Origin of the sequence: Candidatus Brocadia sinica JPN1, assembly GCF_000949635.1 — a bacterium.
GTDB classification, from domain to species: Bacteria; Planctomycetota; Brocadiia; order Brocadiales; family Brocadiaceae; genus Brocadia; species Brocadia sinica.
The window spans coordinates 291,000-315,964 of the sequence record NZ_BAFN01000001.1 but is presented as its reverse complement, the minus strand read 5'-3'; the positions used below and the strand labels follow the sequence as shown (position 1 = coordinate 315,964).

Genomic DNA, 24,965 nt, shown 5'->3' with positions numbered 1-24,965 from the left:
GCGTCCTCTGCGCTCTCTGCGGTGAACGGTTATTTTTCTTCCTTAAATTCCATTGCCCCTCCGTACAAGGCGCTTGCCCCACCGGTGAGCTGACTCTGGGAATCGATGAGGAAGTTGGCTGATGTAACCACTTTGTCTCCTTCTTCAAGTCCTTCTAAGACGGGGTAATAATCACCTGCCTTTGGCCCGAGAACGACCTCTTTTCCCACATATTGCCCGTTGCCTTTATCGATATAGATAATCTTTCGTATACCGGTGTCTAATACTGCTGTGGCGGGGATGGCAAGAACTTGTGTAGTTTTTTCAAGATTCATTCCACATTTGTTGCAATTCCCTGGTTTATCAGAAACGACCTCTGGATGCATGGGGCAGGCATAAACGCTGCGTCTTTTGGGTTCTATTTTTTTTGTCTTTATTCCCAGGTCTTCCCTGACCTCCCATCTACCCATTTGCCTTTTACAATCCGGGCATTCGCCGGGTTTGTCTGAAGTCATGCAGGCCATAGGACACATGTATACAAATTTTTGCTTTTCTTCACCAGTGGGTAAGGTTATTGTTACACTCTTTTGTAACAACATACCACACATGGGACATGCCTTGGGTGCAGTAGCCGGATCCCATTCCTGGGGACAAATGCACGTCAAGTTTTCACCTGAAACTTCAGCAGGTATTTCCTTCTTTTCAAGCCTCATACCACATACCGGGCAATTACCAGATGTCTTTGAGGTATGGCATTCCATAGGGCAAACATATACCGTTTCTGTCTTGACTGCCATCTCTGGCTTTTTAGAGATAGGGACCTTTTCCAGTTTCATCTTGCACACGGGGCAATCTCCCGGTTCTTTGGAGGAGTAACATTTCATTGGACATATATATTCGTACCCGGCTTCTTTATAAACCGGACGTTTTTCCAGTTTCATTCCACATTTTGGGCAATTACCGGGTTCTTTTGCACTATGACATCCCATGGGACACGCATATTCATACTCAATTTCTCCTTGAGGTGAAATCGTACTGCTGGCAGCAACTAGCTCAATTTGAGCAGGGGGGTTTTTTACAAAGGGGATATTATCCTCAGGGCATATACCCGGTCTGCTGGATTTTATCTCCGGATGATTGGGACAGAAGTAATCCAGTCCACTCACGTAACGCCCGCTTTCTTTTTCAAGTTCTTCAACTGGTATCCGTATGCGGGCATTGACATACATGGAGGGTTTGAGTTTGAGTTGTTGATTAGGGATATCGCAGCGAATCTTTACCGAACGTGTCTTGTCATCCAGGAACGGTTCTATAAAGGCTATCCTTCCAATAAAGGCTTCTCCTGGGTATGTTGGGGTTGTAACTTCCACCTCCTGTCCGACCTTAATCCAGGCCATTTCATACTCATAAATATTGGCCATCATCCATACGTTTGAGAGGTCGGCAACCGTGTATATCATCTCACCCTGCATAACGTATTGGCCTTCCAGCGCCTTTTTCTCTATGACAATACCGCTGATAGGGGCGTATATAATTGTATGCTGTTTTACCTTCTTATCCTTCGTCAGCTCTTCAATCTGTTTTTCCGTGACACCCCACCATAGTAATCTCCTTTCAGATGCATCAACGAGTGATTTTGCACCGTGTATTACTTCATCAAAAGGGCTTTCCTTCACTTTTTCATAGGTTTCCAGCGCCAGGAGATATTCTTCCTGTGTGGATACCAGCTCCGGACTATATATCCAGACCATGGATTCCCCTTTTACCACCTCTGTTCCAGTAAAGTCGACAAAGAGTTTGTCAATCCTGCCCGGAATCCATGCCGAGACAAAGGCCTTGAGTCTTTCATCGTATTCAATGATTCCCACTGTGTAAATGTCCTTCGTTAATGACCGAAAACCGACGGCGTCTGTCCTGACCTGTGCGAGTTTGCGGGCACGTTCACTCAGTTCTATGGTGGCCAATGCGCCTTCTTCTTCAACATCCAGTCCTTTTTCATAAACCGGAACAAGCTCCATGGCACAAATAGGGCATTTGCCTGGCTTATCCATCTTAACAGAGGGATGCATACCGCATGTCCAGTAGAGTATCTTTTTTCTTTTGCCTCTTTTGCTTCCTCAGCACTTGCAGAAGGAATGAAATTTGATGTATCTTGCAGAGATGCATTGCGATGCGTTTCTGCACTATCAGGTGGGTTTAGATATATGCCGGAAAGTACGCCAATGAAAACAAGCACGGATATTATAAAATATTTATTGCAAAGAAATTTTTGGTTAAAGGACATGTAACACTCCTTTCGTAACTTTCATGGTAAGTATTCATCTGTCAGCGACCGGCATTCAGCTTTTAGTATAGCCGCTGATTGCTGGTGGCTAAAAATCTAATTACTGGTTTTATTGCGTCAGTTGCATCCCCACAGCCCTTTCCATGTTTGCCAGGTTTTGTTCAAAATCGGTCAGTGCCCTGTAGTAAAGCAGTTTTGAGTTCAAAAGAATCCTCTGGCTGTCGATCAGGGTAAGGAAATCCACCCGGTCTGCTTCGTATCCGATACGTGCGGCCTTTAGGGATTGCTCGGCCTGGGGAATTACGCCCGTTTTATAGAGATTTAGTGTGCTTTCAGAGGATTGTATCCTGACCAGAAAATCTTTGACCTCAAACAATGCCTTGTTGTTGATAAAACGATAGTCTGACTTAGCGGCACTCAGGTCTTCTTTTGACTCTTTTACCTTTGACCGATTCTTAGGCCAAAGCCAGGGGACATTGATCGTGATGGCCGATGCCCATGTATCGGGTCGTCTATCCTCCTGCATATATTCCACCATTGGTTCAAAGTCTGCGTAGTAATAGTCTTTCTTTGAAAGTTTTACGTTGGCCTCGTTTCTTTTAACGGCATGGTCAAATCTTTTAAGCTCAGGCCGATTTTTAACAGCAAGGTCTTCCAAATCTCTTATCGTTAAATTTAGCTTGTGTTTTTCAAAGGGACGTGGCTTTCCTAAGGGGGCATGTGTGGTTCTGTCTAATAGGATATTTAATCGGGCAATAACGGATTCCCTTTCCTTGTTTAAAACAATCAGATTATTGGCTAACGTAGATAATTCGACCTGTGCTGCAAGCACATCTCTTTGGGTGGCTCTACCTACGGAATATTTTGTTTCTGCGATCCTGGAAAATTTGCGCAGCAAATCCCTATTTTCCTCTGTAATGTCAATGGCGCGATTGATGTAATAGAGTTCATAAAAAGCTGATTTTACTAAGGCTATAATCTCTTGTATTTTAGACTGAAGTTCTTTTTCTACCATGTTGGATTCTTCAATGGCCACCTCTCCTCTGAGGCGCAGTTTTCCTGGGAAGGGTATCTTTTGTGAAACACTATATCGCTGCTGGAGCATCTCTGTTTGTCCATTGATATTGATCGGGTTATTGGACATATCATAAGAACCGGCACGAATGGAAGGGTCATCCAATGATTTAGCTTGGGGAATTTTCATCTTTGCGGCATTTAAGCGTTTCTGGGCTGCAATGATCTCCGGATTGTGTGCCATAGCCTCCTCGATCAACCATTTTAAGTCCAATGGTGCATCCGTTTCATTCATTTCAAGAACAATATTTTTGTCGTTCGTTTGTTTCAGTGGTTTGCTGTTACCCTTTTCTCCGCCCATGACAATGGGACCAGAAGAAATAAGAATGACGGAAAGAAATAAGAATTGTTTTAATGGTATTCTATCCATGGTAAACTCCGTTAGTTCTTTAGAATACGTGAATGTTCAGAATTTGCCGCGTTGTGGTTATCCGCATTGAACCATATGACATACCCTTGTCTTACACCCGATGCTATCACTAGATGTAAAAAACTTAGAAAACAAGGAAAGGCAAATTGTTACAACAATGAAAAGCGATAAAAGGCAAGAAAGATACGAAGATGTCTTGCCCAAATAGGGGGGTGTTACCCGTGGTTCCAATAAACGCATAATTCGCTCCTCTATAATCCTTTGCCCTCTGCTGGAAAACGACACGATGGAGTATAGAGTATTCAAAGTATGGGATCTGGATAATTTCAGGAGTGCGCTTGCAAGCTCTAGTGGCTCTCCGGAGATATTTGCTGCGGCATCATCTGCCGCTTTTTCACATATCGAAGAATACAGATTTAGCAAACAACGATTGATTGGTAGAAAAAAATTGAGTACGCAAAATATTTGTAAAACAAACAGCTTTAAGGGGGCTTTATTCCTTATATGATGTATTTCATGAAGGATTACAGTTCGAAGTTCTTTTGCAGTTAAATACGAACAAATGCCAGTGGATAAATATATTTTCGGTTTCCAAAGGCCTGACGTAAAGGCATACCATAGCTCGCCGTTGTCAAAAAGTACAAGTTGGTTATAAAGATGTGCAGGAAACAGAAATTTTTTTAATTCAGAACGATTCTCAATGGATAGGGGGGCGATGGAACGAATAAAATGATAATTCCACAATAGCATGAGGAATACCTTGTGAATAGCCATACATATTCCGGTAAAAAGTATTGCAATGCAGATCCAGGGAAGCGCCGCAGCAAGGGTACGTAGAGTAAAAAAACATTTTGAACAGACACTTCCACAACAGGTAACAGCTTTATAGGCGAATTTAGTATCAGATATATACCCTTTTATGCCAATAGCGACGCCTGTAACGATTACCGAAAATATTACAAGGTTAATAAACACTATTAACAGAAAATATAATTGCGCCTTTCCTTGTTGACCTTTGATTACGTGTTTCATGTTTTCTTTGTATTCCCGGCGTATTTTTTAGAGAATGATTGCCTTTTGGATTCAATCAGTTTGGAAAAGTATTCAATTTTTTCCGGGTCCATTTGCGACATATAATCCACAAAATGCACCATTGCCGATTGGAGAGAAAATCCAGAAATTCCTTCTACGACTTTTTTTGATACAATTTCAAAGAATTTCTCTCTATCGTAGATAGGTTTATAAAAATAAGCCTTTCCCACCTTTCTTTTCTGGAGAAGCCCTTTCTTGGTCATTCGATTGGTAACGGTGATCACTGCAGAATATGAAATGTTTCTGTCGGCAGGGAATGTATCCAAAATGTCCTTTACGGAGGACTCTCCCCGTTTCCATAATACTTCCATAATATCTTTCTCCAATGTCCCTAAGACATGATTCAATCCCTCTTTGAAAGGATTGAAATTGAATTTTAATTCTTTACTCATGTTTTCCCTTTAATATCAAAAATATGTAATACCTTTTACTCTCATTTTTTTTAAATAATTACACACAACTAGTACATCAATAGTTTTATTATATTCTACATATTGTAGAATTTGCAAGTATAATTTATCGTTTATACTTGTTGATTCTTAAAATATTTATGCTAAAACACTTATGGCTTTTTGTTTTTTGCACTTTCTGCTATGTTCTGCTTTGTTAAGCTTTGATCCGCCAGCACTTATAAGTCAAGCAAGGCATTTCCATCATTGCTTTACATGGCAGAGTTTTTATCTGTTTTTGTGTATAGGTACGACTCAGGTACGACATGAGACTTTAACAATTATCAATTCGGAGGTATAAATCTATGAAAAAACTTACTGAAAAAGCGGAGGTATATGATATCCTTCGCGCGGATGGCAAGTCTATCCAGGATGCTTATAAACTAGCTGGCTATCAAGGAAAGGCGGGAGGAACAGCGCCGTATCAGCTAGAGAAACGGATCAAAGCCTTTTCTTTGGATCATCCCGAACTTTTGAAAATCGGTCATAATGTAGCAAGTTAACTTTAAAAATAGCTGAGAAGGTGCTCAAGGACAAAGAAAAACAGAAGCTATCAGACAAGGAGGAAATCTGCCTTAAGAAAGCGCATGAACTCTATATCGAACAGCAAAAGCGTGAATCTCCTGTTATTAACCGCAACATGAACGTAAACCTTGACGTACACAGCGACCTTGTTGACCTCAGCGCATACCGTAATTACCCTGATGAAGGTGGGGAAGAAAACCCTGAGCAAGTCATAAATGCCGAATTTACGCAGCAAAAAGGGTAGGGATTTGAGTTGTTTTGATGGGCAAAATTGATATTCGTTATTACTTGGAAGTGGGGAAGGTCTCAGATGCCTTGATTTTAAAGGGATTCAAGACGTACGTCCGATAATATACCTTATGTTGTGTTATGCCATTACTCCTTTGTGTGTAGACAGTTACTACAATTACGGCATATATGGCATTGACCGTATTGGCGGAGAAACGCTGAGCATTCCCCACAATCTTCGATTAAAGGGCGTGGATCGCATCGAATGGCAAGCAACAATTCCTCACCAGGTGTTTGGTCTTCTGAAAAACTACCTTCACTACATCCACCAATGCTTTCCTCCTAGGTGAGAAATACCGGTACCACGTCTATATAAAATTCAAAAGGGATTGGGGGAGAAATTTTTTATTTGATGTTTAAATTTTAGATACCAGGCGGATGCCAACATACTTCAAAATATTCAATATGGAAATACGTCAAAATAGGTGATATAGGTGGTATTCTTCCAGTAAAATCAAGGGATTCGGGGCGACCACCTCAAAAGAGCGAGGTGGTATTGAGGTGGTTTCAGGTGGTATTCGGGAGTGGTTTTAGGTGGTAACAATGGTCACTGTATCGGGACGATCTGCCAGGCGGACACCCTCTGATACCCCCACCCCCTATTAAGGCGTATGTGCTGATGCAATATATGAGACCGGTGTTTGGTTGCCCAAAATTTTCTAGAAATCGCTTCATACGAAGGCATTTGTTTTGACATGGGAAACCGGAACCGTTAAGATATTTTTCTGAAAATTGAATCTGTAATGAGTCACGGCATTGCAGGGCAATAATGCCGGATAGCAATATCTGTAAAAGGTTAATTGCGGGAGCCGTGACCTTCTGTAGTTAGCCTTTTCTCTCTAAGGGGAAAAGAGGGCATGAAGGGAATTATAAAACATACCCTAAAAAAGGTAACGCTTGAATTGGTTTATCAGGTAGTAGATGAGCGAACAGGAGAAATTATTACGAAGGTCGATGAAATCAAAAAGAAACAGGATGATGATTTTAGGTATCTGATTCAGAAAATGGATACAGAGACCGGGCAATTGAGAGGTGAAATTGGCGGTCTGAGGGGGGAGCTAGGACAACTGCGAACTGAAGTAAAGGATGATATAAAGCGTTTGGACGGGAAAATTGACCAGCTTAACCAGAGGATAGACACTATCATCCAGATGTTAATGACTATTCAGCAAGGTCAGAAATAGCTATTAAAGCGCAATAGAACGGAAGGTAATTTTAGGTAGTGTGTGTATAAGCGGTGTAATGAGCTTGTTCTTGTTATACCGCTTTTTTGTTTGTTGACGTCATTAGCAAATACCAGGCCATTTCCTGAAATATTTTAAATCCTCTTGACATCCTTGGGTGAATGTGGTATATAATATGATATATGTGGTATTCAGAATTTAAAACAGTACTGCATTTTGTATATCCAAAATATCGGCTTAAAAACTAAGGGATAGGGTAGCTCCCGACAAGCCGTGGCCTCTACATGGTTTCCCTTATATTTTATCTTAGAGGAAAAAATCGTTTTAGAGGGGCGAAACATGGGAGGTTTTCTAGATAGGTGTGTTCAGAATGGCTTTCTGAGTAAAGAGACGACTGGGGAACCACAAAGAACAGACGAAGGAAAGTGTATTGATTTTTGGGACAGATTATCACCGGAGCAAAAGGGGGCTTTATCTAGCGGATCGCTGGAAAGATTAGGAAATACGCAGGAGACTGAAAAATCTAATTCCTCACAAATAGGACAGCAAGGAAACAATTACAGATTCCGACCATCCGATTTTACATTAGAATTCCAGGAAAGGCAGCATAAGCAACCCGATAGGGATAGTCAAACCAGGCTAATACAAGAATACCTCCAGGCAGTAGAGGAAGTAACAAAGAACAAAAAACTCCCGACCGAGGAAAAGCTTAAAAAACTTCTTACCCCGCTTATAAACCTGTGCGATATTACATTCCCTCCTGGGTATGAATCCAACCGCAAATTCATAGCAGAAGACATAGACCCTGAAAAAGAGCTTGATTTAAAAAACCTGATTTTCAGCCCCAAGCAAATACTCTATTATTGAAGACACAGAACTTAAAGAATTGGGACTTTTGCGTGTAACCGGCAAAAATATTTATATACCGTGTTGTAAACAACTAGAAAGGATTCAAGGTCAAGAAATTGAAATTCCCCTAGAATTGGAACCATATTTTGACCCGCTCCCACGTTATGACTATTACTCAGTGTCGGATATATACGAAAGCTGGCTACCAACGTTAACCCCGGAGAAAATGAAAAGCAATGACCTGCTAGATAGAATACTTGTCACCTAGTCGGATATATACGAATACCATTAAGAGGGCGTTAAACCAAGATAAAAAAGCCATAGATAAACTGTGCAGTCTTTTTCAAGGTATTGCCGAAGCCGTAAAGATGGCAAAGAAAAGAGGGCTTAAAAGGTACACCGATGATATAAAACAAGAAGCAAGGATTCTCTTGTGGTCGATGATTAAGGGATTCTCGCCTAAACAAATCCTTGATGGTCTCACTCACAACGTTAATTTTAGCATCCCTAAGTCTGTAGAAACATTTTATTTATACTGGCTTTCCCAGGAAGTACCTAAACGATTAAACGAATATCCCCTTATTGATCCTTTTGACGTGTTGGTTTTGTTAAATCCTGCCAGTCCTATTGCTTCAGAGATCAAATGGAAACTTCCAAAGACGCTATCCATATGTTTAACAGCCTCTCATTCAGGCCAAGCGGGAAAACTAATCTCTATGCCTGGCTGTTCGGGACAAAACAAGGCGGTGATATGCAAGGCAGGCTTTGTCAGGGGATTAGCGAATACCTCGATAAGTATACAACCGATAGACCATATACGAGCGATCAGAAGGATCAGGAAGATTACGAAGATAAAATACGGCAGGCTCAGATCGACAACCAGGAGAAGTATTCCGAGGAAGAAAAGTCAAGACATGATGACGGTAACAACGATCCCGACTACGATGAAGACGATCCCAGTGAGAGCTATATTAACGAGTCGGGATGGTCAAAAAGGGTGGATGAGTACAAACAGGCGCTTATAGTATTACTCTATAAAGTGTCTTTAAAATCTCTTTTTTGTAATTTTCATTAAAAACGTTTAGTATTACGCAGCATTGTCCGGTTAGAAATTTGCGTAAAACAAAAGACAATAAATTTTTTTAGAAAGAGGTATTTTTTGCTTGACTTTTTGAAATAGTCAACGATGGCAAAATTTTTATAACACTTTAACTATAAAGGAGTTATAAAAATGCCATATACCATTGATCCGTTTTGCAAACAGCAAAAAATTCCCACGTTTCATGAACTGTTTAGTCCTGTACAGAATATTTTTCATTCGGTGCCACCTCTTGAATCAAAAGGAAACAGGCCGTTGCAGATGAATTTCGAACAACAACTCAAAGCACTTATTTATTACCATCTCGAAGAACATTCCTCAGGCAGAGATCTCCTTCAGGAACTCCAAGAGGATGATTTTGCCAGAACCGAAATAGCGCCTCCCGACGGTATCAAAAAGAGCAGCTTTTTCGAGGCCATCAACCACAGAGGCATCGAGCAACTCCTCTTTATTTTCACGAAACTTCAAGCCGATGCCACAAAGGTGCTCCCCAAGGAATATGAACATCTGGGGGAACTCGTCAGTATTGATGGTTCATTCATTGACGCAGTCCTTTCCATGCATTGGGCAGATTACCGAAAGGGGGCAAAAAAAGCAAAAGCCCACCTTGGTTTTAATCTTAACCATTCTATTCCATCAAAAATTTACCTTACCGATGGTAAAGGTGACGAACGCCCTTTCGTAAACAAAATACTCTCCCCTGGTCAGACGGGAATCATGGACCGTTATTATCAGTGCCATAAAGACTTTGACCTATGGCAGACAGAAGGAAAGCATTTTGTCTGCCGTATCAAAGAGAATACAAATAAATCCGTTATAAAAACCAATCCTCTCAAGCCAGGGAGCATAGTCTTTTATGATGCCCTTGTCCTGCTTGGAACACCCCAGGTGAATCAGACAGAAAAACCTGTTCGCCTTATCGGGTATTGGATAGACGCTAAAGAGTATTGGGTTGCAACTGACCGCCATGACCTTACTGCTGAAGATATCGCTTCTCTTTACAAGCTTCGCTGGAATATTGAAATATTCTTTGGTTGGTGGAAGCGCCACCTCAAGGTCTATCATCTTATCGCACGATCACAGCACGGATTAATGGTTCAAATACTTGCAGGGTTAATTACCTATCTTCTACTTGCTATTTACTGTCACAATAATTTCAAAGAAAAAGTTTCTATCAAAAGAGTCAGAGAGTTGAGAATCAAAATAAATAATGAAGCCAGAAACTTAAACTTTTCTCCTTTTGGCAACTACAATTTCAAAGAACATGCTAAAAATTATGACCACGCAAAAACTTAACCGGACAATGCTGATAGAGAATAGATAATTCCTAAAAATACTTATTTTTAATTCGATCCGATAGTTTTACTCATTGTGTTAGCGCTTGTATTATAAAATTTCTTTATAACACTCCGTGTTCTCTGTGAACTCTGTGGCAGAAGAGTTACCTATGGCGAATCTTTATCTGACCGAACAAAATTCCGTTTTACGCAAGAGCGGTGACCGGCTCATTGTCCAGAAGCTGGAAAGATCATGAATTGCTATAATGTCGTCCGCCTGTTTTCATATAATCATCCGGAAATTAACCTTGAAACGGAGATCGCTGCGCTGAAGGCAAAGTCCGATGATGTGGCATCGGCTACCCATCTCAATTAGTTGTTTGGCCTGGAAGGGAGCGCGGCAAAGGTTTATTTTGATGCCTTCGGCAGGATGCTCCTAGCCCGACCTTCGCAATTCGAGGGGTAGGCAAACCGCTAAGCCATGAAAATCAAGGGGTCATGTAAAAAGGTCGGCACTACAGACCGACCTATCCTGATGCATAAATCTTGGGCGGAGGTTGTTCAGGAAGCGTCAATCCCAATTGTGCCAAAAGGAGAACAACATCCTTTTCCGGCTGTGTATAGCGGCTCATGACAATGTGGCGACCATCCGTTGTCGGTAAATGAACGTCAATCATTTGAATGCTCGATAGTTTTTCCAAAATTGCTTCAGACGTCAACCCTGCGGCTCGTCCCCGCGCAAGATTTCGCAGCGTCGTGTGGAGACAGAATGCCAAAAAGGAGACAAAAATATGGGCTTCAATCCTCCTTTCCAATTGGTGCCATATGGGGCGGATGGAAAGCGATCCCTTTAAATCCTTGAATGCCTGTTCAATCCGCGTCAACAGCAAATAATTTTCCCACACGGTTTCTGGTGCGGTGGCTTGCATGTTGGAACGAAGCAAATAACGCCCCTCGCGCCGATACGCCTGCCTCAGGCGTTCCCGATCCAAACTGAACCGGAACGTATTTTCATTGACCGGCTCCTGCGGTTTGGGAATGGAAATATTGACCAATCTGAAGTCTCGTCCGGCTTCTTTCTTTAACGCGCCAATATGCATGAGCAGATCATCGCGCGTGAGGACCTTTCGATTGCGAAGTTCGCGCAAACCCGCCCACAAACGTCTGAGTCTGCGCCAACGCATGGAACGTTCCTTGGCCACCCGGTCCTGGCTTTCCACGTAAACGTAAAACTCCGACTCTTGCTGAAGAATTTTCACACGGACGCTTTCCCGCGCCTGCATCCACGTCTGTTCAAGTAACGGTTTTTCTACCCGCGTCAAATGCCCCTTCGGAGTACCAACCAAATAATCAATCCCCCGCTCACGCATCTTTTCCAACACCTCCTCCGTTGGAATACCTCTATCCATGAGCCAGGTGCGCCGAAATTTCCCATACCGCTTTTCTATCCGATCCAGAAACTCCTCTAATGTCGCAGTGTCTCTTGTATTACCGGGATATACTTCGTAGGCGACGGGAAACCCTTCCGGCGTCAATACCAACGCCACTACCACCTGCACACAATCCGAACGTTTGTCACGGCTGTACCCAAAACGTTTTTTACTCACAGCATCCGCCGCCGGCGGTTCACTCTCGAAATACGTACTCGTCAAATCATACAGCAGCACATCATACTTCGCGCCAAACAGCTTGCCCCATTGCCCTTTTAAAAAACCAAACAGCTCGTCGCGGTGCTCAAGCAGCAAATCCAAACAACGATACAGCTTATCCTTCTGTGCCAGCGAATCATCTTCCCCCAACAAATCTCCCATTGCGCTACGCACATACCACTCACGGTGAAAACGAAATTCGCTTCCCGGATCGATCAGCCGGTAACAGACAAGCGCCTTGAGCATATTCAGCCAGCTTGTCCCCTTCCGGCTTGATGGCAGACGACTCCTCCAAAAGATGTCCAGTTCCAACATATCCCACAAATATAATCCCAACCAACTTGCTCCCCATTGCCGGGGACAGCGCAATTCTATTTTGTCCAACCTCACCTGGACGGTCTCACAATCCGGTATGGGCAAGGCTTCCCGGTCGTCCGGAAATAATGCCACTTGTCTTGCTGTGGGCTTTTCACCCGCGACTGCCTCTATCGTCCGAACCCACCCCGCTCGTTGGTTGTCATTGAGTTCTCCCAGGTAGAGCACTTGTCGCTGTATCACTCTGCCTCCGCTGATCCGACGGTTCTCTACTACGCTCCAATACCGGTGGGTTTTCCCGTCTTTTGTCCGTGTCTTTTCTCGTAAAAACATGCGGACATTTTCTCACGCCACCGTGAAGTCGTCAAGAGGGTAGGTCGGCACTACAAGCCGTTTTTGAAATCGACCCCAGTAAAATCAATGGTTTCCAGGAGACAAATACCCAAAAATGACCTTTTTGGGGTGCGAATTGCGAAAGTCGGGCTAACTGAACTCAGTTTCCCGGGAAGACAGAAACATCCTTCTCCCGATCCCGTCAATGCACCCCTTTCCCTGAGCTATACCATGATTTTTAGTGAACTATCATCGCTCCTCTATGGATTGGGTTTCGATCCATACCTTGCTTATTATCATAGTATTGACTATGGAAGGGCATCCCTTGCCTCTGACCTCATGGAAAAATTCCGGGCGCCGGTGGCCGACCGGCTGACCCTGAATCTCATGAATAACAGGGTTTTCGGACAAGAGGACTTTTACTCAAATCCCAATGAAGGAGTATACCTCAGGCGTGAGACATTGAAGCGGTATTTCGTGGAATACGAGGCCATGCTCAATCGTGAGTTTGTCCGGCAGGAAACCAGGGAAAATACGACGTTCAGGAAGTGTTTTCGTCTTCAGGCGGAAAGACTGGCTTCCAGTATTCAAAATACTATACCGTATATTCCATTTGAGTTTGGAATATAGCCCGGTTACAAATAATTAACCACCCGTCTTCCTCCTTCGCGAGGCAATGTCATTGAATTAAGGGGAAGAGGTAATAAATATCGGTGAAAAGACCGATAAAATATGGTAAAATCAGACAAATTGTCAGCATTGTCCGGTTAAGTTTTTGCGTGGTTATAATTTTTAGCATGTTCTTTAAAATTGTAGTTACCAAAAGGAGAAAAGTTTAAGTTTCTGGCTTCATTATTTATTTTGATTCTCAACTCTCTGACTCTTTTGATAGAAACTTTTTCTTTGAAATTATTGTGACAGTAAATAGCAAGTAGAAGATAGGTAATTAACCCTGCAAGTATTTGAACCATTAATCCGTGCTGTGATCGTGCGATAAGATGATAGACCTTGAGGTGGCGCTTCCACCAACCAAAGAATATTTCAATATTCCAGCGAAGCTTGTAAAGAGAAGCGATATCTTCAGCAGTAAGGTCATGGCGGTCAGTTGCAACCCAATACTCTTTAGCGTCTATCCAATACCCGATAAGGCGAACAGGTTTTTCTGTCTGATTCACCTGGGGTGTTCCAAGCAGGACAAGGGCATCATAAAAGACTATGCTCCCTGGCTTGAGAGGATTGGTTTTTATAACGGATTTATTTGTATTCTCTTTGATACGGCAGACAAAATGCTTTCCTTCTGTCTGCCATAGGTCAAAGTCTTTATGGCACTGATAATAACGGTCCATGATTCCCGTCTGACCAGGGGAGAGTATTTTGTTTACGAAAGGGCGTTCGTCACCTTTACCATCGGTAAGGTAAATTTTTGATGGAATAGAATGGTTAAGATTAAAACCAAGGTGGGCTTTTGCTTTTTTTGCCCCCTTTCGGTAATCTGCCCAATGCATGGAAAGGACTGCGTCAATGAATGAACCATCAATACTGACGAGTTCCCCCAGATGTTCATATTCCTGGGGGAGCACCTTTGTGGCATCGGCTTGAAGTTTCGTGAAAATAAAGAGGAGTTGCTCGATGCCTCTGTGGTTGATGGCCTCGAAAAAGCTGCTCTTTTTGATACCGTCGGGAGGCGCTATTTCGGTTCTGGCAAAATCATCCTCTTGGAGTTCCTGAAGGAGATCTCTGCCTGAGGAATGTTCTTCGAGATGGTAATAAATAAGTGCTTTGAGTTGTTGTTCGAAATTCATCTGCAACGGCCTGTTTCCTTTTGATTCAAGAGGTGGCACCGAATGAAAAATATTCTGTACAGGACTAAACAGTTCATGAAACGTGGGAATTTTTTGCTGTTTGCAAAACGGATCAATGGTATATGGCATTTTTATAACTCCTTTATAGTTAAAGTGTTATAAAAATTTTGCCATCATTGACTATTTCAAAAAGTCAAGCAAAAAATACCTCTTTCTAAAAAAATTTATTGTCTTTTGTTTTACGCAAATTTCTAACCGGACAATGCTGATTCTCTATAGTATTACTCTGTAAAAACTTCTTTTTTTTGTAAGTTTTTTTTCGTGTCTTGGTGTCTTTGTGGCTAATTTCCTTTTGGTTGCGGCTTTGCTGCGATATGACCTCTATGGCTAAAATTAAAGTTATAACGAAATACGTTTGATTCCATCCACGAGTCTTGACTCACCAAAATTTATTAACAATGCCCTTTGATGACTTTATCCTTGTAGATCACATCCAATTCCTTCTGCCGTTCAAAGGGAATTTCTCTGAGCGAAAATTCATGACAAAGGGCTTCTTCGTAAATAGATTCCAATAAGCCTGGTCCCAGGATACGATGAACCTCTATTGCCGCCGCTATAATCTGTTCCGTTAAAGAATCCATAATTTATTCTCTGTGGCCTCTGTGGCAAAATCATTGTTTTCATGATAAAAGGATTCACTCGTTTCCTGTTATAAAACCCGATACCGGTAAAATCTTTCGATACCAGGGTAACGTCAATATCACTCCATGTGTTCGCAGTTCCCTTTGCGTGGGAACCAAACAATAGAGCCCTCTCCAGATGCAGTCCACTGGCGGAGACCATGTCGATAAACCTTTTAATTATTTCTAGTACTTCATCTGAGACAACAACCATTGATACAACTCCTTTTGTCTTTCCAATGCTATGCTTCATAACCACGATGTCCTGCAGGTTTATTTTGAATCGTGATTGTTGTCCGTGTACGAGATAATTTTGTATCTTTTCACGGACACGTCTCTCACGATTTTACCTCCCTCGTCCCTTCGTCTCTCTGCCCGCGTTCCCTCATCCTTCTTCCCGTCTCGTTTCAATCCCTTATCATTCCCCTGACATCTGGCCACTGGTCTCTGGCCCCTGGTCACTGTCTCATCAGGCCATTCGCAGGTGCCAGTTGCCAGGTTCCAGATTTCAGAAAACCAATTATCTAAATTCCAACTATCATCTGGCCTCTGACCACTGGCCACTGTGATCAATCCCTTATTCATCAAGCCGTTCTCGGTAACCAGTTTCCAGTTGCCAGATATCAGCTAGTAGATTAGCTTTTTTTCCCTGTCATCTGGTCACTGGTCACTGCTCCCTGTGATCAATCCCTTATTCATCAGGTCAATGATTCACACGTGTTGCAGCAGCATTAGCAATTACCGTTGGCGCCGCAGTAGAAGTCGCAATCCCTTATTCATCAGGTCAATGATTCACACTTAACAAAAAAACCGCTATCTCCCGAGTTGACCCGAATCAGCTTGGTCGCAATCCCTTATTCATCAGGTCAATGATTCACACAACTCACCGAGCGGGGCTTTATGTGCGAGAAAATTGTACCGCGTCGCAATCCCTTATTCATCAGGTCAATGATTCACACGATACAACTCCATCATAGTAAATTCAGGGTTATGTTGTCGCAATCCCTTATTCATCAGGTCAATGATTCACACATATCCATTAAACAGAGATTATCTAAATTATTATTGGGTCGCAATCCCTTATTCATCAGGTCAATGATTCACACACCGCCCATTCCAACCATAATAAACACAAATACTTACAAGGGCATTTTCTGTAACCTCCTTTTTTGAGCGTCATTTTTTTCCTATTACCTCCTTAAAAGTTGGTAAAAAATTTATTCTAACTATCAATAAGTACATTCTTTACAATTTTTTCTGTAACCACCCCCTCTTTTTAGAAGATTTTTGAGTTTCGTTAACCCATTGGGGTACTTCACACTATGTAAATGTCCTCCATTTTGGTTACCTTCCCCTGCCCGATCACTTGAATAGCCCGTTCGCAATTGGCGCAGATGGCATATATCCTCACGCTGTCGTCATTGGGCAAGACAATCTTCTTTACCCTAGCCACCATTTTATTCAAGAGAATGCTGTCCAGCATACACTCAAAGACGCTATAGTGTACCCGATCCCCAAAATCCTTAAGCGCCTTTGCCAATTTTGTCCTCCTGCCGGTGTCCGGTATATCATAAGATACGACATACAGCATATCATACCTCCTGCAAAAAAGGAATATACGGTGTAATATTTTGAATAGTGGCAGCCAGTTTTTCCGCCTGGTAACGAAAGCACTTTCGCAGCGTGGTAGTCTCTCCGGTTTCCTGCCGGACAAACTCACGGTTGAGCATGCCCTCGTATTCCACAAAGTAGCGTTTCAATGCATCGCGTCTGAGATAAACCCCTTCGTTGGGATTTGAGTAAAAGTCCTCCTGCCCGAAAACCCTGTTATTCATGAGATTCAGGGTCAGCCGGTCAGCCACCGGCGCCCGAAATTCCTCCATGAGATCAGAGGCAAGGGATGCCCGCCCATAGTCGATGCTGTGATAGTAAGCAAGGTACGGATCAAATCCCAGTCCATCGAGGAGCGATGATATTTCGCTGAAAATCATGGTGTAACTCAGGGAAAGGAGCGCATTGACGGGGTCGGTGGACGGATGCTTCTTTCTTCCCGGAAACGTGAATCCGCCCAGAAGCATTTTACCAAAGGCATCAAAATAGACCTTTGCCGCACTTCCTTCCAGGCCAAATAGTTGATTAATTTGGGTAGCCAATGCCACATCCCCGGGCTTTGCCTTCAGCGCCGCGATCTCCGTTTCAAGGTTAATCTCCGGATGATTATACGAAAACAGGCGGACGACATTATAGCAATTCATGATCTTTCCCGCCACAATCGCCTTTGAGAGCATGAGCCGGAAGTCATTATCCCCGTATTTCCTGAACTGGTGGAGACGCAGGGTAATGTTTTTGGGCGTAGGGGAGGTTATTTGTCCGATAAGTTTTCCCGTTCGTGTGAGAATGGCCATCTCTATACCGTGTTCAAAGAGTTCGTGCACGGCCTGCGTGGTAAACTGGACGTTTCCGAAGATGAGCACGGCATCGATCTTATGGCACTGTACCTCAAGGAGGGTTTCGTCGTCCTTCTGAACAATAAGCCGGTCGCCGCTCTTGCGTAAAATGGAATTTTGTTCGGTCAGATAAAGATTCGCCATGGTTAACTCTTCTGCCACAGAGGGCACAGAGGACACAGAGTTATAAAGAAATTTTATAATACAAGCGCTAACACAATGAGTAAAACTATCGGATCAAATTAAAAATAAGGTAACACTTTAGTTCTTTGAAAAATTAACAAGCGATTTTATAGGCCAACCCAGAAGGCGTTTTTACCGTAAGAGCGTTAAAACGCAAAAAAACGCTGGCGTCAGTTTGTCATTTGTGGTATAAAGGGCTTCAGAGAAAAGGAATCTGATTATGAAGCCTATCCTATTCCACTACCGTTCACGAGAACTGCATGCAGACGATATAGCCTTTATCAAGGCTCTCACTGAGCGTCATTTTCTCAGAGGGCGAAGTTATATTTCCCGAGAACTCTGCAAGAGCTGGAACTGGATGCAGCCCAATGGCAAGTTGAAAGAATACGCAGCACGAGACCTCCTTCTGAGATTGGAAGAGCAGGGATTGGTTTTGCTTCCGCCACGCATACGGCCAAAAAACAATCTCAAACCTAAGGTCTTTGATCAGATACCCCTTTTTGTCAAAAGAACACTGGAAGGTGCCATCACCGAGTATGAAACCCCGACGATCCAGGTGGTAAGAGATCATCAAGAGAGGTACCTCTGGGGTTATCTCCTTTATCACTACCACTACCTCGGATGTCCCCGGCTTGTTGGCGAACACATCAGGCACATCGTACGTATCGGTAATCAGGTCGTTGCCTGTCTTGGATGGGCAAGTGCCGCATGGAAGGTCAAAGACCGTGATCGTTTCATCGGATGGGATGAGTCTACCAAACGGACACACTTGCATTTGATTGCAAGTAACGTGCGATTTCTCATTCCATCCTGGGTTATGATCAAACACCTTGCATCCAAGGTATTATCCATCGCCCTGAGGCGTTTGTCACATGACTGGAAATCCGTCTATGGCCATCCCGTGTATTTGGCTGAAACCTTTGTTGATACCGCACGGTTTCAAGGCACCTGCTATCAGGCAGCCAATTGGATTCGTGTTGGAAAAACCCAAGGGAGTGCAAAACGGGGCAATACTTATCAGTATCATGGACAGCCTAAGGAACTCTACCTGTATCCTCTTCAGAGAAATTTCCAGAGGTTTCTTGTTCATGACCAGGGATGAAGCCATAGCCATTTTAGAGATGGACAGAGAGGATGCGATTCAAGCCATCCTGATACTGGCCGAGAAAGCAGAGAACTATGACAGACTCTGCGATAAACCGAGTCCAACCACCCCGTCCGGCATGACACCCCCTTATCTCAAGCCCGCAGGCAAAAGGAAAAAACGGCCTTGTGGCAGGAAACACGGACATAAGGGGATTTCCCGGAAACGGCCGGAAACAGTAACAGCCTATCAGACACATACCCTCAAGAGTTGTCCTGATTGCCACCAGCCACTGCAAAATCCGGTAAGAACGTATAAGCGATACATCGAAGATATCCCACAGATTGATCCGGTCGTGACTGAACATACGGTTCATGGTTCCTGGTGTTCTTGTTGTAGAAAGATTGTCCAGCCTACGGTCACAGACGCGTTGCCAAATGCCCGACTCGGATTGCGCCTCGTTGTCTTTACCGCCTGGCTTCATTACTTAGTCGGCATAAGTATAAACAATATCGTAAAGATGGTTTCCGTATTTTTCAACTTTCACATAAGCGCCGGTGGTTTAACCCAGGCTTGGAAGTCCCTTGCAACACTCCTGGAATCACGGTATAACGATATTGGACAAAAAGTCTCCGCAAGTGCCGTTTTACACGCAGATGAAACAGGGTGGCGGTTGAACGGGAAAACCCATTGGTTGTGGTGTTTTACCACCAAAACCCTCTGCTACTACCTCATAACACGCAATCGGGGATCGCCTGTCATAAAAAAGTTCTTAGGCAGACTATTCAAGGGCATCCTGATTTGTGACTTCTGGGGCGCTTATAACAAGATAAACGCACTGGCAAAGCAGCGGTGTTTCTATCATCTGTTCACGGAACTGGTAAAAGTCGACACATACAATCGGTCAATTCCATGGAAAGCTTTCCGGAAAAAACTCTCTCGTGTGCTCAAAGACGCATTGCGGTTATCGGAGGAAAAGAACCATTTGAGTCCAGAATGCTTTCTTCGGTTGAAAAAGAGATTACATTATCGGCTTGAACAGTTTTTGATAACACCCTATCAGGATAAAGACGCACAAAGACTGATCAAACGTCTGAATCGCCATAAAGAGGAACTCTTTACGTTCCTGGAACATGAGGGCGTGAGTCCCTATAATAACCATGCTGAGCAACAGATGCGAAAGCCGGTATTGACTCGAAAGATCTCACAACAAAATCGTTCTGCTCAAGGTGCGAATACCCAGGCTATCCTTATGACATTGCTTCGCTCTGCGGAATTACAAGGTGCTAATCCCGTTGAAAACCTTCTGGCAATTGCCAAAAACGCCCTGACGGTAAAAACGCCTTCTGGGTTGGCCTATAAAATCGCTTGTTAATTTTTCAAAGAACTAAAGTGTTACAAAATAAGTATTTTCAGGAATTATCTATTCTCTGTGACCTCTGTGACCTCTGTGGCTAAAATTAAAGTTATAACGAAATTCGTTTGATTCCATCAACGAGTCTTGACTCACCAAAATTTATTAACAATGCCCGTTTCAACTTTGTACTTTTCAGATAGGAGAGTACTTGAGCAGTAAATACATCTTCTATCTTACGTACGGATTTAATCTCAACCACCACCTCTCCAAACACAAGCAGATCAAGTCTCTGTCCCTTTATTATCTTATCCTTGTAAATCACATCCGATTCCTTCTGCCGTTCAAAGGGAATACGTCTCAATGATAATTCGTGGCAGAGGGCTTCTTCATAAATAGATTCCAGCAGCCCCGGCCCCAAAGTGCGGTGAACCTCTATTGCCGCCGCTATAATCTGTTCCGTTAAAGAATCCATTATTTATTCTCTGTGGTCTCTGTGTCCTCTGTGGCAAACCCGGTTTTTCTATAAAGATATTCTTCAAGATTTAATGGTTTTGGATAAAACAGGACTTTTTTCTCCTTTTTTGGGCGGTCGAAAGGCACCATAATCATGCTTCGCACGAAGGTAACGCCGAGAAATTTGAATCCGTCTTCAAAGCTGAGGATCTGTTCTTCGTCCAGCTTCAAAAGGAGCTTTTCCAGGGCCTCTTTCGACACGTGAAGCGCATGCCTTGCATCTTCAGGCCTTTTGCACAGAATAACAAAATCATCTGCATATCGGACGTACTTATATCCTTTCCTGAGCAACTCTTCATCAAGCTCATCGAGAAACAAATTGGCTAGGACGGGTGAAATGGGTGAACCCTGGGGAATGCCTTTTTGTAATGTCGACAGGGACTCACCGTCCCATATTTCAGCCTTCAACCAGAGTTCTATGAGTTTTTGAATATAGGGAATAGAGACATATTGTTTCACTTTTGTCATAAGCAGGGTGTGATCTACGCTGTCAAAAAAGGCATCGATATCGGCATCCACCACCCATTGATAGCCTTGTTCGTAATATTCTTTTACCTGAAAAACCGCTTGTTTTACCGAACGGCCTTTGCGATAGGCAAAACTGCATTCTTCGAATTCTTTCTCAAGCGCCGGCGCTACCCGGTGTAATACAGCAGTTTGAACAATCCTGTCCCGTACGGCCGGAATGCAGAGAGTCCTTGCCTCGCCATTCCCCTTGTCGACGAGAATTTTCAGCAGCGGGAGGGGTGAGTATGTTTGCCCGACCAGTTCCCTTTGCATGATTCTGAGGTTTAAATCCAGAATGCCTTCGTAGTGTTCAATGGTAACCCCGTCGACACCGGCACAGCCGTGGTTTTCCTTGACACGATGAAAACTTTCGTAAAGAGAATCAAAATCCCACATTAAATATCTTTTCCCGCATCTGCCCACATTCTATCCCAGGTATTTTTGAACGGATCAAAAGGCGAAGGGTAATCAGGATTTTTTGAAATAACCATCGCCGGGGAATCCTGTCCCCTTTTCCCTTTTTCCAGGATGCCGAGATAAATTTTTTTATCATCGAGAAGGTACATCCACCATGGAATAAATTCTTTATGGAGACGGATACTGAGTTTTCCGTTCCTAAAAGGAAGCAAGTTTTTGAGCACTTCTATCGCACTGTAGATACGTTTTTTTTCCACCTCAACCTCATGTTCTATAATCTGGAATAATTGGGTGTTTAGTGAAGATATATTGGTATCGAGGCTAATACCTTTTTCATATGCAATTTGCTTCTTTAATGCTGGTGATTCTGGGTCCATAAGTAAAAACAAATATTTGTTTATCGAAGTGCTTTCGTCTGTCCATTTTCTAAAGTCTTCAAGAATAGAGTTTGAACTTATCCCCAGATAGCAGAAAGAACTTTGCGTTTCATGAAATATCTTCCTATTTTCAGAGAGATCGAAAGAATAATAATAGCCATCCATTCCTGCCTTTATAAGTTTGAATAGTCTCTTATACTTGGTAAATAGCAGATAGGGTATTGCAATCATTAACAATCCAAAAAGTAAAATGCTTAACCTTACTTTACCCGCCAAAAACCAGGGAATTGATGATATAAGGAGGGAACCAAGAATTGACGTGACAAGATTGATGATAATGTCTTTGGGAAGACTTTTGATACTCTGGAAATTTTTGGCCATCTAACACCCCCTCATGAGGTTAATATACCAAATTCGCCGATTTTCAATGGTCTTATTTCTTGCATTATAGAACCAGGCACCCAACAAATCTTCGCTTTACTTATTTTTTTCCCCGTTCCGGTTTCCCCCTCATCATTTGTAGTTGTGCACCATTCCAAGCCAAGGAGGGGTTCAATATCGCCTTTTACTTTTATAGTATCCTCGGTTTTTAGTTCCAAGTGTGCCGGAATACAGTTATTTACTGATACGGTAATTTGTAAGCAGTCATTCTGTGTATCCAGTTGATTGCCAAAGATGGTGTTGTTTTTAACCTCATCTGTTTTCCCTGTCTCTAACATCAACCTTCCCCATCCGTATTTTCTATCCCCACCAATAAATATTTCCATAAGAGATCTTTCTATAGTTTCCAGCGTTAACACTTGTCCCTTGTAGTGCGCGTTATTGTGAATAAAAACATATCCAACAAAATATACATTTTGGCGCCTTTCGGTGTATTCCTCTTCAATATAATGTGAAATAAAATCAGACTCATGAAGCGATTGGTCTTCAGCGGTGTTGCTTTCCGGGAGAACGGCTGTCTGCCCATAAGATTGAATAAAGAGCCGCTCAAAATCTGACACAGGATAATTGCCGTAGTACAGCCCATCTTTTTGGAAATTTGGAAGAAAGGGCTTTTGATAGTCAATTGCGGGATAAAAATAACTGACAAGTATATCTTTTTTTAACAATTCTCCCACACCGTGATAGTCATCATGTCCATAAATGGTTCGCACGATATTTGCGGTCAAAGCTCCCCATATATTTCTACCCGTAATATAATATCGAGTAAGCTTAATATAGCCGAGGGTATGCCAGCCAATATGAATAGGGCTTTTTGCCTTATAGACAAGCCTGTATGCCTTCCATCCCATCATACACCTCCGCTGTGTGAAACGCTGTTCAATGCCTTTGCATGGTAACGGGCGTAGACAAGGGTTCGCTCAAGGAGTTCTTTGGCCAAAAAGAGTTTATCAACATCATTGGCTAAATGGGAACGAAGATCATCGAGAAAGCTATTGCAGCTTCCAGGCAATAACTCGATTTTGTCGTCTTTTAGCAGTTTGCAAGCTTTATCATGAACAACCCTGGCTGTTATTTTTTCAACCCCTCCATCTCCACTTTTAGATTTCGTATAAAGAGCGAAGGCATAGACTCCATCCTCTTGTAGAACCCCTAAAGCCTTTGTAATCATGGATTCTATTTTGTTTTTTTCGCTGGCGTTGCCAATTTCTTCCACGATCTTATTTCCATACTCAGCGCATTTCATATCAAGTATTTCCATGAACTGTTCCTCCGATATTAAGTATCCTAAACCGTCCCATTCCTCGTGTGTTCATAGCACCAACTCCCATGTGTTCCATAAGGGGAAGCCCTTTTTCTACATTTTCCTGAATCCATTTCCAACCTTCTCCCTCTGTGTTTTTACCATGCTGAATAATCTGGTCAATTCCATTTTGCCTGACTCGAAAATATTCTGGCCTGTTGTAAACCACATCAAACCACATAACCGTTGCCCGTGGTATTGCCTCATAGGTATATAATGCGCCTTCCTCCGCAGCGCCTGTGGCGGGATCAATAGCCACCGACGTGCGGACTTCAAGGTTGTCATTGACAATGCGGGAAAACAGTTTATCTGATACGAGATATCCCTGTTCATTATGACATTGCATACGTCACAGAACTTTTTATTATCAGGAAATGCAGAGAAATCAATCTTGGTTGATGCATCATGCTCCAGCATAATCCATCCGAAATTGAGCTTCTGATTGCGTTCTCCGTTTATTGCACTAAACTTCCGATCTTTCACGCTGGACGTAACTCCAAATTCGGATAAAACCGATGGGCATGTTACCCACACAGGGCCAATCATGGAGTGTACAGGAAAGAACAGAATTCGGGCATCATAAAACTGTGCGAGCCCCTGAAAGCTTGAACCACTTTTGCCCTTTGAAAAGCCAAAAGGGACACAAACCTCACAATCAGGTGCACCGCAGTGTCCTTCTCCATCATCTGCTCCTTTGCCTGCACAACTATAATATTTTGGTTCGTTAGGATTATCACCTTCATATAAAGGTTTCTTATCAGCATCAACTTCTATTATGGCATTGCCGTTTCCTTTTATTGACATTTTGTACCGTAGTCTTTGATATTTCCACTTGAGATACTTCTTGTAATCGATCTCATAATCTTTGTTTATTTCTGTTTGATTCGCGCTCTGTATTGCCATTGCCGTGTATGCCCTTGTTGCCCCTGAAATGCTTGAGCCAGGTATTTTAGGGATATTTGTCCCCGGCTCTCTGGTTATCGTATTATCCACCCTTCCCAGTCTATAGCCGCCGGTACCTATGTGTACAGGGTCGAGGGTTATTGCATAGTATGTCTTTTTTACAAAAGGGTCAGCCATTTTAAAT

Annotated in this window: 26 protein-coding genes, 2 pseudogenes and 1 CRISPR repeat array; of the genes and pseudogenes, 10 read left to right on the top strand and 18 right to left on the bottom strand. The window is 42.8% G+C overall.

Annotated features, from left to right (window positions below; genetic code table 11):
- Positions 1-29: 29 nt before the first annotated feature.
- From BROSI_RS01430 to BROSI_RS01410, 4 genes are all read right to left on the bottom strand, one after another.
- The gene (locus BROSI_RS01430) at positions 30-2,069 is read right to left on the bottom strand and encodes a heavy metal-binding domain-containing protein (RefSeq protein WP_261338882.1); all 2,040 of its coding nucleotides are present in this window, start codon (positions 2,067-2,069) and stop codon (positions 30-32) included.
- Positions 2,070-2,372: 303 nt separating this feature from the next.
- Entirely contained in the window at positions 2,373-3,707 is a 1,335-nt protein-coding gene (locus BROSI_RS01420; RefSeq protein ID WP_052561681.1) for a TolC family protein, read from the bottom strand.
- A 57-nt stretch (positions 3,708-3,764) separates the two neighbouring features.
- Complete coding sequence (locus tag BROSI_RS21200; protein WP_420886066.1) at positions 3,765-4,457, bottom strand: M56 family metallopeptidase; 693 nt, start codon at positions 4,455-4,457, stop codon at positions 3,765-3,767.
- Positions 4,458-4,735: 278 nt separating this feature from the next.
- Positions 4,736-5,191 (bottom strand): BlaI/MecI/CopY family transcriptional regulator, encoded by a 456-nt coding sequence (locus BROSI_RS01410; protein ID WP_052561677.1) that lies wholly within the window; start codon positions 5,189-5,191, stop codon positions 4,736-4,738.
- 362 nt (positions 5,192-5,553) lie between these two features.
- Between BROSI_RS01410 and BROSI_RS01405 the strand changes: the two genes are divergently transcribed.
- The 7 genes from BROSI_RS01405 to BROSI_RS20930 all read left to right on the top strand — a co-directional run bounded on the left by BROSI_RS01405 (position 5,554) and on the right by BROSI_RS20930 (position 10,846).
- Positions 5,554-5,751, top strand: a complete 198-nt coding sequence (locus tag BROSI_RS01405; protein WP_052561675.1) for a hypothetical protein — start codon at positions 5,554-5,556, stop codon at positions 5,749-5,751.
- Between the two features lie 20 nt (positions 5,752-5,771).
- On the top strand, positions 5,772-6,017 hold the full coding sequence (locus BROSI_RS01400) for a hypothetical protein (RefSeq protein WP_052561673.1): 246 nt from the start codon (positions 5,772-5,774) through the stop codon (positions 6,015-6,017).
- Between the two features lie 901 nt (positions 6,018-6,918).
- Positions 6,919-7,245, top strand: coding sequence for a hypothetical protein (locus BROSI_RS01390; protein ID WP_052561669.1), 327 nt, complete (start codon positions 6,919-6,921; stop codon positions 7,243-7,245).
- A gap of 339 nt (positions 7,246-7,584) precedes the next feature.
- Positions 7,585-8,112: a hypothetical protein gene (locus BROSI_RS01385; protein WP_157842309.1), complete on the top strand. Its 528-nt coding sequence runs from the start codon at positions 7,585-7,587 to the stop codon at positions 8,110-8,112.
- Between the two features lie 625 nt (positions 8,113-8,737).
- Positions 8,738-9,169, top strand: coding sequence for a hypothetical protein (locus BROSI_RS19590; protein ID WP_157842308.1), 432 nt, complete (start codon positions 8,738-8,740; stop codon positions 9,167-9,169).
- 168 nt (positions 9,170-9,337) lie between these two features.
- On the top strand, positions 9,338-10,489 hold the full coding sequence (locus tag BROSI_RS01375; RefSeq protein WP_420886065.1) for an IS4 family transposase: 1,152 nt from the start codon (positions 9,338-9,340) through the stop codon (positions 10,487-10,489).
- A gap of 234 nt (positions 10,490-10,723) precedes the next feature.
- Entirely contained in the window at positions 10,724-10,846 is a 123-nt protein-coding gene (locus tag BROSI_RS20930) for a hypothetical protein (RefSeq protein ID WP_261338836.1), read from the top strand.
- A gap of 151 nt (positions 10,847-10,997) precedes the next feature.
- Here the strand turns inward: BROSI_RS20930 and BROSI_RS01370 are convergent, their stop codons facing one another.
- On the bottom strand, positions 10,998-12,767 hold the full coding sequence (locus BROSI_RS01370; protein WP_052561664.1) for an IS1634 family transposase: 1,770 nt from the start codon (positions 12,765-12,767) through the stop codon (positions 10,998-11,000).
- A gap of 129 nt (positions 12,768-12,896) precedes the next feature.
- Here BROSI_RS01370 and cas1 (BROSI_RS01365) point away from each other — a divergent pair, with 129 nt between their 5' ends.
- A complete protein-coding gene (gene cas1, locus BROSI_RS01365; RefSeq protein WP_162183210.1) occupies positions 12,897-13,397 on the top strand; it encodes a CRISPR-associated endonuclease Cas1 in 501 nt (166 codons plus the stop codon).
- Between the two features lie 137 nt (positions 13,398-13,534).
- Here cas1 (BROSI_RS01365) and BROSI_RS01360 read toward each other — a convergent pair whose 3' ends face one another.
- The 6 genes and pseudogenes from BROSI_RS01360 to cas1 (BROSI_RS01340) all read right to left on the bottom strand — a co-directional run bounded on the left by BROSI_RS01360 (position 13,535) and on the right by cas1 (BROSI_RS01340) (position 17,840).
- Positions 13,535-14,686: an IS4 family transposase gene (locus BROSI_RS01360; protein WP_420886064.1), complete on the bottom strand. Its 1,152-nt coding sequence runs from the start codon at positions 14,684-14,686 to the stop codon at positions 13,535-13,537.
- Between the two features lie 344 nt (positions 14,687-15,030).
- Positions 15,031-15,156: pseudogene (locus BROSI_RS21195) on the bottom strand (GxxExxY protein); the annotation flags it as partial.
- Positions 15,107-15,502, bottom strand: a complete 396-nt coding sequence (locus BROSI_RS01355; protein WP_082058951.1) for a nucleotidyltransferase domain-containing protein — start codon at positions 15,500-15,502, stop codon at positions 15,107-15,109. The pseudogene BROSI_RS21195 and the gene BROSI_RS01355, both read right to left, overlap by 50 nt.
- Before the next feature lie 20 nt (positions 15,503-15,522).
- On the bottom strand, positions 15,523-15,834 hold the full coding sequence (locus tag BROSI_RS01350; protein ID WP_052561659.1) for a hypothetical protein: 312 nt from the start codon (positions 15,832-15,834) through the stop codon (positions 15,523-15,525).
- Positions 15,835-15,929: 95 nt separating this feature from the next.
- Positions 15,930-16,355: direct repeats of the CRISPR family, unit length 37 nt; unit sequence GTCGCAATCCCTTATTCATCAGGTCAATGATTCACAC.
- Between the two features lie 209 nt (positions 16,356-16,564).
- Positions 16,565-16,840: a CRISPR-associated endonuclease Cas2 gene (gene cas2 / locus BROSI_RS01345; protein WP_052561657.1), complete on the bottom strand. Its 276-nt coding sequence runs from the start codon at positions 16,838-16,840 to the stop codon at positions 16,565-16,567.
- Position 16,841: 1 nt separating this feature from the next.
- Positions 16,842-17,840: a CRISPR-associated endonuclease Cas1 gene (gene cas1, locus BROSI_RS01340; protein WP_052561655.1), complete on the bottom strand. Its 999-nt coding sequence runs from the start codon at positions 17,838-17,840 to the stop codon at positions 16,842-16,844.
- Positions 17,841-18,099: 259 nt separating this feature from the next.
- On the opposite strand from cas1 (BROSI_RS01340), the gene BROSI_RS01335 reads away from it, so the two are divergent.
- Positions 18,100-18,981 (top strand): Druantia anti-phage system protein DruA, encoded by an 882-nt coding sequence (locus BROSI_RS01335; RefSeq protein WP_052561653.1) that lies wholly within the window; start codon positions 18,100-18,102, stop codon positions 18,979-18,981.
- On the top strand, positions 18,968-20,338 hold the full coding sequence (gene tnpC / locus BROSI_RS01330; protein WP_052561652.1) for an IS66 family transposase: 1,371 nt from the start codon (positions 18,968-18,970) through the stop codon (positions 20,336-20,338). Before BROSI_RS01335 ends, tnpC begins: the two co-directional genes overlap by 14 nt.
- A 91-nt stretch (positions 20,339-20,429) precedes the next feature.
- Here tnpC and BROSI_RS01325 read toward each other — a convergent pair whose 3' ends face one another.
- From BROSI_RS01325 to BROSI_RS21185, 7 genes and pseudogenes are all read right to left on the bottom strand, one after another.
- On the bottom strand, positions 20,430-20,792 hold the full coding sequence (locus BROSI_RS01325; RefSeq protein ID WP_052561650.1) for a GxxExxY protein: 363 nt from the start codon (positions 20,790-20,792) through the stop codon (positions 20,430-20,432).
- On the bottom strand, positions 20,792-21,736 hold the full coding sequence (locus tag BROSI_RS01320) for a reverse transcriptase domain-containing protein (protein WP_052561648.1): 945 nt from the start codon (positions 21,734-21,736) through the stop codon (positions 20,792-20,794). Before BROSI_RS01320 ends, BROSI_RS01325 begins: the two co-directional genes overlap by 1 nt.
- Complete coding sequence (locus BROSI_RS01315) at positions 21,736-22,515, bottom strand: hypothetical protein (RefSeq protein WP_052561646.1); 780 nt, start codon at positions 22,513-22,515, stop codon at positions 21,736-21,738. The genes BROSI_RS01320 and BROSI_RS01315 overlap by 1 nt, the downstream gene beginning before the upstream one ends.
- 11 nt (positions 22,516-22,526) lie before the next feature.
- Positions 22,527-23,429: a hypothetical protein gene (locus BROSI_RS01310; RefSeq protein ID WP_157842306.1), complete on the bottom strand. Its 903-nt coding sequence runs from the start codon at positions 23,427-23,429 to the stop codon at positions 22,527-22,529.
- The gene (locus tag BROSI_RS01305; RefSeq protein ID WP_052561642.1) at positions 23,426-23,836 is read right to left on the bottom strand and encodes a hypothetical protein; all 411 of its coding nucleotides are present in this window, start codon (positions 23,834-23,836) and stop codon (positions 23,426-23,428) included. Before BROSI_RS01305 ends, BROSI_RS01310 begins: the two co-directional genes overlap by 4 nt.
- Positions 23,823-24,224 carry an RAMP superfamily CRISPR-associated protein gene (locus tag BROSI_RS21190; RefSeq protein WP_157842305.1) on the bottom strand — a complete coding sequence of 134 codons (402 nt, stop codon included), beginning with the start codon at positions 24,222-24,224 and terminating at the stop codon, positions 23,823-23,825. The genes BROSI_RS01305 and BROSI_RS21190 overlap by 14 nt, the downstream gene beginning before the upstream one ends.
- Before the next feature lie 569 nt (positions 24,225-24,793).
- Positions 24,794-24,958 (bottom strand): annotated as a pseudogene (locus BROSI_RS21185) (RAMP superfamily CRISPR-associated protein); the annotation flags it as partial.
- Positions 24,959-24,965: the final 7 nt, after the last annotated feature.

Excerpts from the sequence above, each read along its gene's own strand:
- cas2 (WP_052561657.1), bottom strand. The coding sequence starts at position 16,840 with ATGCTGTATGTCGTATCTTATGATATACCGGACACCGGCAGGAGGACA.
- BROSI_RS01350 (WP_052561659.1), bottom strand. The coding sequence starts at position 15,834 with ATGAATAAGGGATTGATCACAGTGGCCAGTGGTCAGAGGCCAGATGAT.
- tnpC (WP_052561652.1), top strand. The coding sequence starts at position 18,968 with ATGACCAGGGATGAAGCCATAGCCATTTTAGAGATGGACAGAGAGGAT.
- BROSI_RS21190 (WP_157842305.1), bottom strand. The coding sequence starts at position 24,224 with ATGCAATGTCATAATGAACAGGGATATCTCGTATCAGATAAACTGTTT.
- BROSI_RS01390 (WP_052561669.1), top strand. The coding sequence starts at position 6,919 with ATGAAGGGAATTATAAAACATACCCTAAAAAAGGTAACGCTTGAATTG.
- BROSI_RS01320 (WP_052561648.1), bottom strand. The coding sequence starts at position 21,736 with ATGTGGGATTTTGATTCTCTTTACGAAAGTTTTCATCGTGTCAAGGAA.
- BROSI_RS01385 (WP_157842309.1), top strand. The coding sequence starts at position 7,585 with ATGGGAGGTTTTCTAGATAGGTGTGTTCAGAATGGCTTTCTGAGTAAA.
- BROSI_RS01405 (WP_052561675.1), top strand. The coding sequence starts at position 5,554 with ATGAAAAAACTTACTGAAAAAGCGGAGGTATATGATATCCTTCGCGCG.
- BROSI_RS01410 (WP_052561677.1), bottom strand. The coding sequence starts at position 5,191 with ATGAGTAAAGAATTAAAATTCAATTTCAATCCTTTCAAAGAGGGATTG.
- BROSI_RS01325 (WP_052561650.1), bottom strand. The coding sequence starts at position 20,792 with ATGGATTCTTTAACGGAACAGATTATAGCGGCGGCAATAGAGGTTCAC.
- BROSI_RS20930 (WP_261338836.1), top strand. The coding sequence starts at position 10,724 with ATGAATTGCTATAATGTCGTCCGCCTGTTTTCATATAATCATCCGGAA.
- BROSI_RS21200 (WP_420886066.1), bottom strand. The coding sequence starts at position 4,457 with ATGCTATTGTGGAATTATCATTTTATTCGTTCCATCGCCCCCCTATCC.
- BROSI_RS01335 (WP_052561653.1), top strand. The coding sequence starts at position 18,100 with ATGAAGCCTATCCTATTCCACTACCGTTCACGAGAACTGCATGCAGAC.
- BROSI_RS01420 (WP_052561681.1), bottom strand. The coding sequence starts at position 3,707 with ATGGATAGAATACCATTAAAACAATTCTTATTTCTTTCCGTCATTCTT.
- BROSI_RS01310 (WP_157842306.1), bottom strand. The coding sequence starts at position 23,429 with ATGATGGGATGGAAGGCATACAGGCTTGTCTATAAGGCAAAAAGCCCT.
- BROSI_RS01315 (WP_052561646.1), bottom strand. The coding sequence starts at position 22,515 with ATGGCCAAAAATTTCCAGAGTATCAAAAGTCTTCCCAAAGACATTATC.
- BROSI_RS01355 (WP_082058951.1), bottom strand. The coding sequence starts at position 15,502 with ATGAAGCATAGCATTGGAAAGACAAAAGGAGTTGTATCAATGGTTGTT.
- BROSI_RS19590 (WP_157842308.1), top strand. The coding sequence starts at position 8,738 with ATGGAAACTTCCAAAGACGCTATCCATATGTTTAACAGCCTCTCATTC.
- cas1 (WP_052561655.1), bottom strand. The coding sequence starts at position 17,840 with ATGGCGAATCTTTATCTGACCGAACAAAATTCCATTTTACGCAAGAGC.
- BROSI_RS01370 (WP_052561664.1), bottom strand. The coding sequence starts at position 12,767 with ATGTTTTTACGAGAAAAGACACGGACAAAAGACGGGAAAACCCACCGG.
- BROSI_RS01305 (WP_052561642.1), bottom strand. The coding sequence starts at position 23,836 with ATGGAAATACTTGATATGAAATGCGCTGAGTATGGAAATAAGATCGTG.